This is a genomic window from Bradyrhizobium sp. 147 (genome assembly GCF_023073935.1).
Classification (GTDB): Bacteria; Pseudomonadota; Alphaproteobacteria; order Rhizobiales; family Xanthobacteraceae; genus Bradyrhizobium.
This window is the reverse complement of the sequence record NZ_JADPKL010000077.1, coordinates 109122-123143: the sequence shown is the minus strand read 5'-3', so window position 1 is coordinate 123143 and position 14022 is coordinate 109122. Positions and strand designations below refer to the sequence as shown.

The following is a 14022-nucleotide window of genomic DNA, read 5'->3' as shown; positions in this document are numbered from 1 at the left end:
CGCCGCGCGAGCAATCACCCGCAATTCCAGATCGGCCCGATCGGCGTCCGCGTCCAGCACGGCCCGAAACTGCCGCCATTGTAGCGGCCGCCGCCGAAGCCGGGGCGGCCGAAATAGTGCCACTCGCCGTCCCAACGGTAATACTGAGGAACCGGATCGATGTACCAGTGGCGCCGGTCGGCGCGCGACAGGCGACGCATCGCGTCCTTCTGGTTGTAAAGCGGGATGCTGTTGCTGAGCGGCTGCCGATAGCCCGGCAGAAAGCCGTAGCCTTGCCAGACCGGCTTGGGCCGCTTTTGAATTGACGCAGCCGGCGCGACGGCGGGGAGCAGCGACAGGATGACAGCAACAGATAGACACACAAGGCGAGACATGAATCGACCATAGTCGGTCGGTTGCGCGGAGGCCATTCAAATTCGGGTGCAGAGTTCTGCGCGACCTTGCGCAGAATTATTCCCTAGCTGATCACGCCCTTGCGGATCAGGAAGCAGCCATAACCTCGGCTGTCGCCCACCTTCACGACGCCGAAGCCCGCCGCCGCCGCGCGATAGAAATGCGCCCGTGAGAGTTTGCCGGGAGCAACGGGGCCGCCGGCCGCGCGTTCGATCTCCGCCAACACGGCGCGCTGCACCTCCGGGACTCGATCGGAATCGTCCACCGGCATCATCACGCGCACCGGATCGGGATCGAAATCATCGAGCGGATAGAGCGTCATGATGGCACGGACGGCCGTCTCCATACGCATGCCAGGCAACTGGATCAGGCGCTGCGACGAGGTCGCCGCGGCAATGCGGGTTGCGGGGTGGTTCGCGTCGACGACCACAAGATCGTCGCCGTGGCCCATCGAGGCGAGCAGCCAGAGCAGGTCGGGTGTCAGGATCGGATCGATCAATTTCAGCATGTGACGGACTGTCCTCCCAAGCGATGGCAAACGATAGCAGGTTCCAAACGTGATTCAGGTCACGGAGCCTACCATCGTGATCGTGATCACGGACGTCCAACTCGAACGCGGTCAGGCTCCTTCGCAACCAATCTCGCATCGAGATGAGTGCCAAAGGAGCACGCCATGTTCCGCCTAAAGCATTTCCTGATGACTGCGGGTTTCCTGGGAAGCCTGTTCGGCTTCGCCTGCGGGCCCGTTTCCGCGCAAGTCGCCCCGGTTGCACCGACTCCCACTGCGCTGCAAGGCCCGGAGCAGCGGGTCGCGCTGGTGATCGGTAATGCGAACTACCAGAACGCGCCGCACCTTGCGAACCCCGACGATGACGCGCAATCGATGGCGCAGTTCTTGAACTCAGCCGGCTTCGAAGTGGTCGCCGCGACCGACTTGACCCAGAACGACATGCTGCGCGTCGTCCAGGACTTTTCCGCCAAGGTCGCTTCGCGCGGTCCGAACACGGTGGCGATGGTCTACTACGCCGGGCACGGCGTGCAGCTCGCCGGCGAAAACTATCTCGTTCCCGTCGACGCCAAGGTGTCGAGCCCGACCGAGCTCGTCAACAATTCGGTGCGCCTGGTCGACGTAATGTCGACGCTGGAGACGATCCCGAGCCGCATGCGCATCGTCATCCTCGATGCCTGCCGCAACAACCCCTTCCCCCAGGTCAACGACGCCGGCCGCGGCCTCGCCATCGTCGATGCGCCGAACGGCTCGATCGTCGGCTACTCGACCGCGCCGGGCGCCGAAGCGCTCGACGGCACCAACGGCCACAGCCCCTACACGCAGGCCTTCCTGAACGTCGCGCGCGAGCCCAACGTGCCGATCGAACAGCTGTTCAAGCGCGTGCGCCTGCAAGTGAACCAGACCACCAGCGGTGCGCAGATCCCGTGGGAAAGCTCGTCGCTGACCTCGGATTTCACCTTCTTCGGCGACACCGCCGTTGCCGCCAACCGCGCGCCAGTGAAAGCGCCGGTGGTGCAAATGGCCTCCAACCTGCCGAGCCGCTCGACCCGCCAGGCTTATGATTACGTCGTGTCCGAGGGCCGGCCGGAATATTATCAGGAGTTCATTCAGATGTACCCGCACGACCCGCTTTGCGACCACGTCCGGTGGCTGCTCAACAATCTCCTGATCTCGCAGGCCTGGCACAAGGCTGTGCTCGCGAATTCGCCTGTTGGCTACAAGAGCTTCCATGACAGCTTCAGCAACAGCCCCTATGCGCATGTCGCGCTGAAGCTGCAGGCGCAGCCGAAGGAGATCCCGTTGATGCAGGCGACCAAATTCCTGGCGCCGCAGAACATTGCCCCGACGCTCAAGATCGGCAATCTCGGTCAGCCCAAATACATGCCGCTGATGCAGCAGGGCAATGGCGGCGCGCATGTGAACGGCGACCTGCCGGTCGTGCAGAAGCCGCTCGACGGCAATGTGATCGGCAAGCTCGGCAATGGCGGCCACATCGTCAACCTGCCGGCAGGCAACAACCAGTCGAACCAGCAGAACGGCACGCCGTCGCAAACCCCGGGCAAGATCGTCACCCTGCCTGCGCCGACCAACACCATGCCGAATGGCGGCAACGCCAACGGCAAACCCGGCAGGATCGTGAGCATGCCGGTCAATGTCGGCAAGGGCGGCCCGAACGTCGAGGCAAAGCCGATCAACGTTCAGACCCAGAACCACCCGATCCGCATCAACAACGGCAACACCGGCATCGTGAAGCTCAACAACAATCCGGTGAACAAGGTGCAGGTCCAGAACAACGTGGCGAACAATCGTCCGCAGCTCAACACGATGCCGACCCGCATGGTCAACAGCGGCAACAACTTTCGCCAGTCGATGAACCAGGCGCCGAGCATGGGCGGCAACAATCGCCGGAGCTTCATGCACTGATCGCGCGGAGAAGGTGCGCGCCCTCCCCCAGCTTGCGGGGGAGGGTTGGGGAGAGGGTGCTTCCACAGTCGAGGACCCCCAAGAGGAAAGAGCCCCCACCCGGCGCTTCGCGCCGACCTCCCCCGCAAGCGGGAGAGGTTGCACCGAGCAAGGGGCAAGCTGAATCCGCCAAGCCACAAATGCAAAAGGGGTAGAGCGGCAACGCTCTGCCCCTTCTTCATGTCAGCTCTTGCACATCGTCATTCCGGGATGCGCCTAGAGGCGCAAGCCCGGAATCCATTAAGCCACCAGCTCGGCGAACAGATCCGCATCGACATTGCCGCCGGAGAGCACGATCACGACGTTCTTGCCGGCGACGTCGAGACGTCCCGCCAGCAGCGCGGCAAGGCCAACGGCCCCGCCCGGCTCCACCACGAGCTTGAGCTCCCGATAGGCAAACGCCACGGCAGCACCGACTTCGGCATCCGACGCGGTGACACCGCGCGCGAGCAGCTTGCTGTTGATCGCAAACGTCATCTCGCCGGGCATCAGGGCCATCAGCGCATCGCAGATGGTGCGGCCTGCCGGCGGATGCGGCTCGCGATGACCCGCGGTCAGCGAAATGCCGTGATCGTCGAACGCCTCGGGCTCCGCGACCACGATTTCGGCCAGCGGATAGCGCGCCTTCACGGCCGTCGCGACGCCCGCGATCAGGCCGCCGCCGGAAGCCGGCGCCACCACGATGTCGGGGGCAAGGCCGAGGCCCGCCATGTCCTCGGCGATCTCGCGGCCGGCGGTACCCTGCCCCGCAATCACGAAGGGATCGTCATACGGCTTGACCAGCGTCGCACCGCGCTTCTCGGCAATGCCGCGCGAGATCGCCTCGCGGTCGTCGCGGTCGCGATCGTACAGCACGACCTCGGCGCCGTAGGATTTGGTGCGCTCGCGCTTGGACAGCGGCGCATCCGCCGGCATCACGATCGTCGCCTGCATGTCGAGGATCTTCGCCGCGGCCGCCACGCCCTGGGCGTGGTTGCCGGAGGAGAATGCGACGACGCCGCCGGCGCGCTTGTCCTGCGGGATCGAGAATACCTTGTTGAAGGCGCCACGGAACTTGAACGAGCCGGTGCGCTGGAGCATCTCCGGCTTCAGGAAGACCTTTGCGCCGACGCGCTCGTTGAGCACGGGGAAAGACAACAGCGGGGTGCGGATGGCGTAAGGCGCGATCACGCGCGCTGCGGCGTCGATGTCGGCGGGGCCGACCGGGAGGAGCTGTTCGATCATATCAGACCTTATCGCGGCCTGGGAGCCGCGAGCAAGACATCTCCCCGCGAGGATTTTTTGTCGATTAGGCCACGAAGCGCGGCGGTTCCGCCCCTTTCCGGCCGGGCAGCACCGCGCCCAGCGCCTCGATGCTGGCCAGGAAAGCCCGGGCCGAAGCCTCCCAGGTGTAATTGGCGGCGAACGCGACGCAGTCCTGCCTGGAGATGTCGAGCGCGGCGAAGCAGGCGGTGCGCAGATCGTGATCGAGCGCGCCGACCGCCGCATTGCCGATCACGTCGCGGGGTCCCTTCACCGGAAAGGCCGCCACCGGCAGGCCACTTGCGAGCGCCTCCAGCAGGACCAGGCCGAAAGTGTCGGTCTTGCTCGGGAACACGAAGACGTCGGCCGCAGCATAGATTTCCGCCAGCGCCTCGCCGTGCTTCTCGCCGAGGAAGATCGCATCGGGATAGGCCTCTTGAGCGAGGCCCGCGCCGGACCGTCACCAACGATCACCTTGGTGCCGGGCAGGTCGAGGTCGAGAAAGGCCTCGAGGTTCTTCTCCACCGCGACCCGGCCGACCGAGAGGAACACCGGCGCCGGCAGACACAGGTCGACCGCGCGCGGATGGAACAAATGGGTGTCGACGCCGCGCGGCCACAGCACGACATTGTCGAAGCCGCGCTCGGCGAGCTCGCGCGCGAGCGCAGGCGTCGCCGCCATCACGGCGCGGCTGGGCGCATGGAAGCGGCGCAGCGCGCGCCAGATCAGCGAGCCCGGCACTGGCACGCGAGCCCGGACATATTCTGGAAAGCGGGTATGGAAGCTGGTCGTGAACGGCAGCTTGCGCTGGCGGCAATAGCGGCGGACCATCAGGCCGATCGGCTCCTCCGTCGCGATGTGGATGCTGTCCGGACGTGCTTCTTCGATCAGCTTTGCAATTCGCGCCGGGCGCGGCATGGCGAGGCGCACGTCGCGATAGCTCGGCATGGCAAAGGTGCGGAACGATTGCGGCGTCAGGAACGTGAACGCGACGCCGAGCCCCTCTGCCGCGTCGGCCAGCTTGGTCAGCGTCCGAACCACACCGTTGACTTGCGGGTGCCAGGCGTCGGTCGCGACCAGGATACGCATCAGGCAGCTCTTGCCGCGACCTGCGGGACGGTTGCCGGCTTCTGCAAATGATCCGCCCAGGTGATGATCTCGAAACGGCCGTCGTCGTGCTCGACCAGCGCGGTGCAGCTCTCGACCCAGTCGCCGCAATTCATGTAGCGAATGCCGGCCTCGTCGCGGATCACGGCGTAATGGATGTGGCCGCAGATCACGCCGTCCGCGTCGTGACGTCGCGCGTCGGCGGCGAGCGCCTGTTCGAACGCGCCGATATAGTTGACGGCGTTCTTGACCTTCTGCTTGGCCCATTGCGACAGCGACCAATAGGGCACGCCGAACAAGCGGCGGAAGAAGTTGACGAGGCGGTTCATCTGGATCGCGAAATCGTAGGCCTTGTCACCGAGATGAGCGAGCCAGCGCGCGTTCTGCACCACGAGGTCGAAGATGTCGCCGTGAATCACGAGATAGCGCTTGCCGTCGACGCCGGTATGCACGGTGTTTTCGACCACGTCGATGCCGCCGAAATGCGTGCCGTAATAGTTGCGCAGGAACTCGTCGTGATTGCCGGGAATGTAGATGACCTTGGCGCCCTTGCGCGCCTTGCGCAGCAGCTTCTGGACGAGATCGTTATGGGATTGCGGCCAGTGCCAGCTCGATTTCAGCGCCCAGCCGTCGACGATGTCGCCGACGAGATAGATGGTGTCGGCATCGTGGTAGCGCAGGAAGTCCAGCAGAAGATCGGCTTGAGAACCGCGGGCTCCGAGATGGACGTCGGAGATGAACAACGTGCGAAAGCGCCGCTCCGGGCTCTCGTCACTCACATCGTAACTTCCCATGCGCCAGCCTGTAACAATGTCCCGTGACAGGGGGATGACCGATTGAACTTTTGAGGCACCTTCCGATACGAATCACGCCTTGCCTCGCCTGCCCTGCGAATATCAGTCGCATGCGACAATCAGGCGACATGGCGCGCAGAGCCTCGTCCAAGATCAGGTTCGCACTGGAAGCCCGGAGGGCAGGCCGCTCCCTCTCCCGCTTGAGCGAGCGGTCGTCAGTAGAACTTTTGGAAATGATGGATCGGCCCGTGGCCGTGGCCGACGCTGAAGCGGTCGGCGGCGCCAATCGCAGCGCTGATCCAGGCCTTGGCGTTGCGGACCGCCTGCTCGAGCGCCTCGCCTCTGGCGAGACCCGCCGCGACGGCCGAGGACAGCGAGCAGCCGGTACCATGGGTGTTCTCGGTGGCAAGGCGGGGCGCCGCGAGCGCGATGGCGTTGTCGGCATCGACCAGATAGTCGACGCTCTCCGCGCCCTCGCCGTGTCCTCCCTTGATCAGGACCGCGCGGCAGCCGAGCGCCAGCAGGCGGCGCCCCTGGCTTTCGATCTCGGCCTGGTTGGCCGCGACCGGTGCATCGAGCAGCGCAGCGGCCTCGGGCAGGTTCGGCGTGATCACCGAGGCCAGCGGTATCAGTCTCGTGCGCAACGCCTTGACGGCGTCGGAGGCCAGCAGCCGGTCGCCGGACGTTGCCACCATCACGGGGTCGAGCACCACGTGCCGGGGCGCCCAGCGCGACAGCGCGGCCGCGATCGCGTCAATGCTGGGGGCCTGGGCCACCATGCCGATTTTTACGGCGCCGACATCGAGATCGGAAAACACCGCATCGATCTGCGCGGTGACGAACTCGGCCGGCACTGCGTGAATACCCGTGACGCCGCGCGTGTTCTGCGCCGTCAACGCCGTGATGGCGGAGGCGCCATAGACGCCGAGCGCGGCAAAAGTCTTCAGGTCCGCCTGGATGCCGGCGCCTCCGCTCGAATCGGAGCCGGCGATGGTGAGCGCCACGGGCGTCCTCATCGCGGGAGACATCTGCTTGATCCGGACACCGCCATGGCCTGTCCTAGCGCGATCGTGGAACACCAGCAAGCGCGACCAGCTGCAAGCGGCGCTGATTCGCGACACCGCCGTGCTCCAGCGAAGCAAGCGGACGCGGCCGCAATCGTGCAGGCTTTGCAAAATGCAACCTCACCCTTCTCTTGGTATGGTCTTGCCCCTCAGCGTGCTTCGCCGATGCGTGAGACGTCAAGTGGTGGACTGTCCGCCGCCGCCAGTTGAGGGCCGCCCGGACCCGAAAGTCCATTTGGCGCGGGAGCCTTGCGCGAAAATGTCGAGATCAGGACGAGCTCGGGCTCCGGCATGATCATGGCCTTCGGATCGCGCCCAGCTTGAATCCGGGCCGCGCGCATGCGCAAGCGATCGTGCTGACCGAGCCGTATCGCAAGGTCGAGCTCGCGCAGCGGCTCAGGGATGCATTCGCCGCGGCGGCCGTCACCTGCTGAGCGCCGGACCGACATCTGGCGGCAGGCAAGTTCGCTTGCTAAATCCGGCCGATTTTGGCCTATTAGCCGACTAGATGTGCTTTCGGAGTGACCGCGATGGTTCCCTTTTTCGTCCAGATCAAATGCAAGCTCGGCCAGTCCTATGTGGTCGCCAATGCGATCGCCGAAGCCGAGATCGCCTCCGAGATCTACTCCACGGCCGGTCAATACGACCTCCTCGTGAAGTTCTACGTCGACAAGGACACCGACATCGGCCATTTCGTCAACGAGAAGGTGCAAGTGCTGCCAGGCATCCAGGACACCCTCACCATCATCACCTTCAAGGCGTTCGGCACCGGCTAACGGGCGTCATCGATGCGGGATGAGTTTGGTTATATCGATGCGAGCCAACGGTTCACCTCTCCCGAAGGGAGAGGTCGGATCGCATCGATAGATGCGATCCGGGTGAGGGGTTACAGTCTCACGATCGAGCTAGCCTTCATCACGCACTAGCTGCCCTGCTTGCGCTTGGGCGGGGTCGGGCCGTCCACCGGCGGCAGCGATTTGACGTAGTCCGCCATTGCCGCGAGATCCGCGTCCGGCAGTTGCGAGGTGTTCTTGATCACGCGCGTCATTGCGCCGCCGACGCTGTCGCCATCGGGCAGTTCGCCAGTCTTGAGGAAATAGGCGATGTCCTTCGCGCTCCACTCGCCAAGGCGCTTCTGGGTGATGTTGGGGACCCAGCCCTCGCCTTCCGGATTGGGCCCGCCGGCAAACCGCTCGCTCGCGATGATGCCGCCAAGCGCGTTGCGCGGGCTGTGGCATTCGGCGCAATGGCCCAAACTGTTCACGAGATAGGCGCCGCGATTCCATGCCGGCGACTTCGCGCCGTCGGCGACGAACGGCTTGCCGTCCAGAAACAAGAATTTCCAGATGCCGACATTGCGCCGGATGTTGAAGGGAAAACTGACGTCATGGTCGCGCACCTTGCCCGCAACAGGCGGTAGCGTTTTCAGATAGGCAAAGAGGTCGAGCACATCCTCACGCTTGGCGTGCCGATAGGACGTATACGGAAACGCCGGAAAATAGTGCTGCCCAGCCGGCGAGACCCCGTGCATCACCGCGTTAACGAAATCGGCGTCGGTCCATTTGCCGACGCCGTCATTGGGATCGGGCGAAATGTTCGGCGCGTGAAACGTTCCGAACGGCGACTTGATCGCGACGCCCCCACCGAGCCTGAGACGATCAGGCTGACCGGGAACGGCATGGCAGGACGCGCAGCCGCCGGCGTTGAACATCACCTCGCCATTGGCAAGATCAGGCGCGTGCGGCGGCGTGGTGCCCGCGGCTGCCACTACGGGCGCGCTGAGCCACCAATAGACGCCACCTGCGGCAAGCGCGGCAAGCAGCGCCACGAGAATTGTTCGTTGCAACATGCACGTCCATTCGTTCTTGCGGCGAACCTACGACCGATCTCCACGCGGCTCCAGCCACGAAGAATTTAGCCCCGCCCCCGCCGGAGACGGGAATAAACTGAAACGTCGGCTGTTGGAAGTTTAGCAGCCCAAACGGGTTCAGCAGGGAGAATGTCATGAACAAGACCGTCATTGCCATGTCAGTGCTCGCGGCCGCTGCTTTTGCAGGGCCGGCCAGCGCCGAAAAGCTGAAAGCAACGCTCGACGCCAAGTCCGAGGTGCCGGCAACGACCAGCAGCGGCACCGGAACGGCCGATCTGGACTACGATGCGGCCAGCAAGAAATTGTCCTGGACTGTCACCTATTCCGGGCTCTCTGGCCCTGCCACAGCCGCTCATTTTCATGGCCCCGCCGAAGCGGGCAAGAACGCCGGCGTTGCGGTCGCGATCCCGAATGCGACATCGAGCCCGGTCAAGGGCGAAGCGACGCTCACCGAGGCGCAGGCCGCCGATCTGCTCGGCGGCAAGTATTACATCAACATCCACACCGCGGCGAACCCGGGCGGCGAGATCCGCGGCCAAGTGACGAAGTAAGCCCAAACGCTGCGTCGTCGCGGAAGGGCCGGGCGCAGGAGGGGCGCCCGGCCTGTTCGATTCTCGCCACGCTCAAGCCGCGTTCAGTGCCTGCGTGAGATCTGCGATCAGGTCCGACGGATGTTCGATGCCGATCGACAGCCGGATCGTGGAATCGAGGACACCGATTTTCCGGCGGATGTCGGCGGGAACGCCGGAATGGGTCATCGTCGCGGGCAGGCTGGCAAGCGATTCCGTTCCGCCGAGGCTCACCGCGAGCTTGAAGATCTGGAGCGCGTCGAGAAATTTGACCGCCGCGTCCTTGCCGCCGACGATGTCGAACGAGAACGTGGAGCCGGCCCCCGAGCACTGCTGCGAGAACACGCGTCCAGCCGGCGATGTATCCTCGTGGTGACCGAGATAATGGACCTTCGCCACCTTGGCGTGATCGCGCAAAAAGTCGGCCACGAGGCGCGCATTCGCATCGGCCTTCTCCATGCGCAGGCTCAGCGTCTCCAGCGACCGGTTGATCATCCAGCAGGAATGCGGATCGAGCTGGGTGCCGATGGCGCCGCGCAGCGCCTTGATGCCCTTCATGATTGCTTTGGAGCCGAGCGCGGCGCCCGCGATCAGGTCGGAATGACCGCCGACATATTTCGTGAGCGAGTACAAGGAAATGTCAGCACCATGCTCGATCGGCCGCTGAAACACCGGTCCGAGCAGCGTGTTGTCGCAGGCGATGATCGGTGTGTGGCCCTGGCTTTTCCCGATGGCCTCGGCGACACGGCGCATCATCGCAATGTCGACCAGCCCGTTGGTCGGATTGGCGGGAGTTTCGATCAGAATCATCGACACCCGGCCCTTGCTCATGGCCTCCGCCGAGGCCTCGCTGACCGCAGCTTCGTCAACGCCATCGGCGAAGCCGACGGCGCCGATCGACAGACGCGCAAGCGTATTCGTCAGCAAGGTTTCCGTCCCACCATAGAGCGGCTGCGAGTGCAGAATGACGTCGCCTGGGCGGACGAAGGCAAGGATCGTCGTCGCGATCGCCGCCATGCCGGATGAGAACAGGGCGCAGCTCTCGGTGCGTTCGTAGATCGAGAGCCGGTCCTCGACGATCTCGCTGTTGGGATGATTGAAGCGCGAATAGACCAGGCCCGCGCCCATCCCTTCCGGCGGCTCGCGCCGGCCGGCGACGAAATCGAAGAAGTCCTGGCCGTCATCGGCCGTCTTGAAGACGAAGGTCGAGGTCAGGAACACCGGCGGCTTGATGGCGCCTTCCGACAGTTGCGGATCATAGCCATAGGTCAGCATCAAGGTTTCCGGATGCAGCATATGGTTGCCGATGTGCGTCTTCGACGGGAACGGTTTTGCCATGGCCTGTCTCGCTGTTGCTTCAGTTCCTCGCCGGGCGTTGGAACCCTGATGTCATGAGGCAGTCAGGCGCGAGATGCGCCAGCATGCAACAGCTCACATCAATGCCGCCGCGGCTGGAGCAAAGATAACCGCTCTCACGGCGATCCGTCAGGCCTTGCGGACGGGATTTCGCGCTGGGCCGTGCGCCAACGCAAAAAAGGCGGCTGCTTGCCAACCGCCCTTTTCCCGTACCCCGGATGATGTTGGCGTCAGCCGTTCTTCACGCGGTAGGTCTCGTGGCAGCCGCCGCATTCCTTGCCGATTGCAGGCATCGTCGCCTTGAGCGAGTCGAGGTCCTTGATCTTGGCCTTGGCCTCGCCGACGAGCTTGGCAAAGCTCGCGACCTTGGCGTCGAAGCCGGCCTTGTCCTCCCAGACCTTCGGCGAGATGCTGTAGTCTCCGTCGAGCTTCACACCCTTGGCGCTAGCCGGAAACAGGTTCGGCAGCTTCTTGGCGGTATCCCCGAACTGCGCCAGCGCGCTGTTCACCGTAGCCTGATCATAGGGCTTCTCGCCCTTGACCATCGCCGACATCGCGCCGGCGTTCTTGCCGTTGGCTTTCATGAGGGTTTGGACTTCCTTGGGGGAGTCCTGCTGCGCCCAAACCGCGCCCATACCGAACAGGAACGCGCCCCCGACAACCAACACTCGCTTCATTCGCAAAGTCCTTTTTCCATGATGCAGGATCGTGCCGACCCTCCTGAGGCCAACACCGCTCGGCAGGGTTCATTCCATCGCGTGAATCACAGGCTGTGGCGCCGGTGGTGCTCGTTAATCGCGATCCACACCCGCTCGGGCGTTGCCGGCATGTCGATATGGTCGATCTTGTATTCGCGCCAGAGCGCATCGACGATGGCGTTGACGACGGCCGGACAAGAGCCGATCGCGCCGGCCTCGCCGGCCCCCTTGACGCCCAGCGGGTTGGTCTTGCAGGGGACGTTGTTGGTCTCGAACACGAAGGCCGGCCCGTCCGCCGCGCGCGGCAGCGCGTAGTCCATGAAGGTCGCGGTGATCAGCTGACCGTCGCCCGCACCATAGACCACCTGCTCCATCAAGGCCTGGCCGATGCCCTGCATGGCGCCGCCATGCACCTGCCCCGCCAAGAGCAGCGGATTGAGCGTCTTGCCGAAATCGTCGACGATCACATAGTTGACGATTCTGATGATGCCGGTGGCCGGATCGATCTCGACCTCCGCCAGATGCGTGCCGTTGGGATAGGTGCCGTCCGCGCTGGCGAAGGTCGCGCTGCCGTTCAGCTTCGACGGATCGGCGCCGGGTCGCTTGGCGAGGTCGGCGAAGGAGATTGAGCGGTCGGTGCCGGCGATCCGGATCACGCCGTCGGTAATCTCGAGATCGCCCGCGCTCGCTTCCAGCGCCTGCGCTGCGAACTCCTTCAGCTTCTTGCCCAGCTCGCCCGCAGCACGCTCCACGCAGACGCCGCCGGTGGGTATCGAGGCTGAACCGCCGGTGCCGAGACCCGTCGCGATCTCGTCGGTGTCGCCCTGGCGGATGTGCACACGCTCCGGCGGCAGGCCGAACTGTTCGGCGACGATCTGCGCATAGGCCGTCTGATGGCCCTGCCCGCTCGATTGGGTGCCGATCAGGACGGTGACGTCGCCATTGGGATCGAGGCGAACATTGGCGGTCTCTTCGCCCATCACGCCGCAGATCTCGACATAGCTGGCAAGGCCGATGCCGCGGATCAGCCCCTGCTTCTTGGCCGCCTTGGCGCGCTTTCCGAACTCCTTCCATTCCGCGATCTCCATCGCGCGCTTGAGATGCGCGGCGAAGTCGCCGGAATCGTAGACCTTGCCGGTGGCGGTCTTGTAAGGCAGCGCTTTCGGCGGGATGAAATTCTTGCGACGGATGGCGTCCGGCGTCATGTCAAGCTTTCGCGCGCAAGCGTCGACGAGGCGTTCGATGACATAGGCCGCCTCCGGCCGCCCGGCGCCGCGATAGGCATCGACCGGCACGCTGTGGGTGAAGATGGTGCGCACCCGGCAGTGGAAGGCCTGGATGTCGTAGAGGCCAGGCAGCATGCCGGCCCCGCCATGCGGGATGTAGGGCCCGAAGGTCGACAGATACGCGCCCATGTCGCCCATCAGGTCGCAATCCATCGCAAGGAACTTGCCGTCCTCGGCCAGCGCCATCTTCGCGGTGGTGACGTTGTCGCGGCCCTGCGCGTCGCCCATGAAATGCTCGGTGCGGTCGGCCGCCCACTTCACCGCCTTCTTCAGCTGTCGCGCGGCGACTGCCATCAGGGCGTATTCCCGATAGGGAAACAGTTTTGTGCCGAAGCCGCCGCCGACGTCGGGGCAGATCACCCGCATCTTATCGGTGGGGATATTGAGCACGTTCTGGCAGAGGATGTCGCGCAGGCGATGGCTGCCCTGGCTGCCGACGGTGAGCGTCAGATGGTCGCGCTTGGCGTCGTATTCGCACACGGCCGCGCGCGTCTCCATGAAGCTCGCGACCACGCGCGGATTGACGATGGAGATTTCGGCGACTGCATGCGCCTTGGCGAAGGCGGCTTCGGTCGCTTTCTTGTCGCCGATCGAAACGTCGAACAGCACGTTGCCGGGCTTGTCCGGCCAAACCTGTGGGGCTCCGGGCTTCACGGCGTTCACGACACCGGTCACCGCCGGCAGCGGGCTCCATTTGACTTCGATCGCCTCGATCGCGTCGCGGGCCTGGTCGATGGTCTCGGCGACGACAAAGGCGACGGCATCGCCGACATGGCGCACCTCATCCTTGGCCAGGATCGGGTAAGGCGGGCCGGTGAAGGGATCGGTCTCGAGGTTGAACAGGCAGGGCAGATTGCCGAGATCTGCAACGTCATCTGCGGTCAGGATGAGCGCGACGCCCGGCAAGCCGCGGGCGCGGCTCACGTCGATCGTGTATTTGGCATGCGCATGCGGCGAGCGCAGCATCAAGCAGCGGAGCGCGGCCTGCGGCGCGTAATCGTCGGTGTAGCGGCCCTTGCCGCGGATGAGTGCGTCATCCTCCTTGCGCAGCACGCTTTGGCCAACGCCGAACTTGATGGGAGCCGCCATTTTATCTTCCCGTTCTCATGGTTGTTTTGCCGGCATATTGCCGTGGAAAAACTGGCAAGGCAAACGGCTTGGCGATAAAAA

At 64.4% G+C, this 14022-nt stretch carries 12 protein-coding genes and 1 pseudogene; 3 read left to right on the top strand and 10 right to left on the bottom strand.

The genetic code is table 11. The annotated features are described in order from the left end of the window. Positions 1-14: 14 nt before the first annotated feature. Positions 15-410 (bottom strand): hypothetical protein, encoded by a 396-nt coding sequence (locus IVA87_RS17300; RefSeq protein WP_247334392.1) that lies wholly within the window; start codon positions 408-410, stop codon positions 15-17. Positions 411-457: 47 nt separating this feature from the next. Next, a complete protein-coding gene (locus IVA87_RS17295) occupies positions 458-901 on the bottom strand; it encodes an RbsD/FucU domain-containing protein (RefSeq protein WP_247334390.1) in 444 nt (147 codons plus the stop codon). A gap of 165 nt (positions 902-1066) precedes the next feature. Between IVA87_RS17295 and IVA87_RS17290 the strand changes: the two genes are divergently transcribed. Next, positions 1067-2827: a caspase family protein gene (locus tag IVA87_RS17290; protein ID WP_247334388.1), complete on the top strand. Its 1761-nt coding sequence runs from the start codon at positions 1067-1069 to the stop codon at positions 2825-2827. 279 nt (positions 2828-3106) lie between these two features. Here the strand turns inward: IVA87_RS17290 and IVA87_RS17285 are convergent, their stop codons facing one another. From IVA87_RS17285 to thiD, 4 genes and pseudogenes are all read right to left on the bottom strand, one after another. Then, complete coding sequence (locus tag IVA87_RS17285; protein ID WP_247300191.1) at positions 3107-4090, bottom strand: threonine/serine dehydratase; 984 nt, start codon at positions 4088-4090, stop codon at positions 3107-3109. A 64-nt stretch (positions 4091-4154) separates the two neighbouring features. Further along, positions 4155-5197 (bottom strand): annotated as a pseudogene (locus IVA87_RS17280) (glycosyltransferase family 1 protein). Then, positions 5197-6009 (bottom strand): UDP-2,3-diacylglucosamine diphosphatase, encoded by an 813-nt coding sequence (locus IVA87_RS17275; protein WP_247300194.1) that lies wholly within the window; start codon positions 6007-6009, stop codon positions 5197-5199. The pseudogene IVA87_RS17280 and the gene IVA87_RS17275 overlap by 1 nt, the downstream one beginning before the upstream one ends. A 215-nt stretch (positions 6010-6224) precedes the next feature. After that, positions 6225-7025 carry a bifunctional hydroxymethylpyrimidine kinase/phosphomethylpyrimidine kinase gene (gene thiD, locus IVA87_RS17270; protein ID WP_247334513.1) on the bottom strand — a complete coding sequence of 267 codons (801 nt, stop codon included), beginning with the start codon at positions 7023-7025 and terminating at the stop codon, positions 6225-6227. Positions 7026-7603: 578 nt separating this feature from the next. On the opposite strand from thiD, the gene IVA87_RS17265 reads away from it, so the two are divergent. Continuing rightward, the gene (locus IVA87_RS17265) at positions 7604-7849 is read left to right on the top strand and encodes an Lrp/AsnC family transcriptional regulator (RefSeq protein ID WP_247334386.1); all 246 of its coding nucleotides are present in this window, start codon (positions 7604-7606) and stop codon (positions 7847-7849) included. A gap of 146 nt (positions 7850-7995) precedes the next feature. Here IVA87_RS17265 and IVA87_RS17260 read toward each other — a convergent pair whose 3' ends face one another. Beyond that, the gene (locus IVA87_RS17260) at positions 7996-8922 is read right to left on the bottom strand and encodes a cytochrome c (protein ID WP_247334384.1); all 927 of its coding nucleotides are present in this window, start codon (positions 8920-8922) and stop codon (positions 7996-7998) included. A 155-nt stretch (positions 8923-9077) separates the two neighbouring features. On the opposite strand from IVA87_RS17260, the gene IVA87_RS17255 reads away from it, so the two are divergent. After that, positions 9078-9494: a CHRD domain-containing protein gene (locus tag IVA87_RS17255; protein ID WP_247334382.1), complete on the top strand. Its 417-nt coding sequence runs from the start codon at positions 9078-9080 to the stop codon at positions 9492-9494. Positions 9495-9566: 72 nt separating this feature from the next. Here IVA87_RS17255 and IVA87_RS17250 read toward each other — a convergent pair whose 3' ends face one another. The 3 genes from IVA87_RS17250 to IVA87_RS17240 all read right to left on the bottom strand — a co-directional run bounded on the left by IVA87_RS17250 (position 9567) and on the right by IVA87_RS17240 (position 13941). Then, positions 9567-10850 carry a cystathionine gamma-synthase family protein gene (locus IVA87_RS17250; protein ID WP_247334380.1) on the bottom strand — a complete coding sequence of 428 codons (1284 nt, stop codon included), beginning with the start codon at positions 10848-10850 and terminating at the stop codon, positions 9567-9569. Positions 10851-11098: 248 nt separating this feature from the next. After that, positions 11099-11545 (bottom strand): cytochrome c, encoded by a 447-nt coding sequence (locus IVA87_RS17245; RefSeq protein WP_247334378.1) that lies wholly within the window; start codon positions 11543-11545, stop codon positions 11099-11101. Positions 11546-11631: 86 nt separating this feature from the next. Then, positions 11632-13941, bottom strand: coding sequence for a xanthine dehydrogenase family protein molybdopterin-binding subunit (locus IVA87_RS17240; protein ID WP_247334376.1), 2310 nt, complete (start codon positions 13939-13941; stop codon positions 11632-11634). Between the last annotated feature and the right edge of the window lie 81 nt (positions 13942-14022).